This window comes from Pseudomonas sp. 51_B, assembly GCF_017491595.1.
GTDB classification, from domain to species: Bacteria; Pseudomonadota; Gammaproteobacteria; order Pseudomonadales; family Pseudomonadaceae; genus Aquipseudomonas; species Aquipseudomonas promysalinigenes.
The window spans coordinates 1-445 of sequence record NZ_JAFGYW010000410.1; the positions used below are offsets into that span (position 1 = coordinate 1).

A 445-nucleotide genomic window follows, 5' to 3' on the forward strand; every position below is an offset into this window, starting at 1 on the left:
TCCGAAAGCCGTCCGGCGTGCCTTGCGCCGCGTCGATCAGTACGCGCTCGTTGCGTAACGTCCTGCCGTCGGCCGCGACGTCGTACGCGCGAATCGTGCGCGGCCGTCCTTTCGATTCGACGACATAGAGCATCGCTTCGTCCGGCGAAAACGCGAGGCCATTCGGCCCGAGCACACCGTCGACGACGATATCGACCGCGCCCGTCTGCGGATCGATCCGATAAACGCGCTCGGGCATCTCGGACGCCTGCTTCTCGCCCTCGTAAAAACTCTGGATGCCGAAGTCCGGATCGCTGAACCAGATCGAGCCGTCGGACTTCACGATCACGTCGTTCGGCGAATTGAAACGCGTGCCGGCGAACCGCTCGGCGAGCACGGTGATCGAACCGTCGTATTCGGTGCGCGTGACGCGGCGCGTCAAGTGTTCGCAGGTCACGAGCCGCCC

Annotated in this window: 1 protein-coding gene; it reads right to left on the minus strand. The window is 64.5% G+C overall.

Annotated features, from left to right (window positions below; genetic code table 11):
- The coding region (locus J5M56_RS25480) for an SMP-30/gluconolactonase/LRE family protein (RefSeq protein WP_207938122.1) at window positions 1-445 on the minus strand (445 nt) is incomplete at both ends.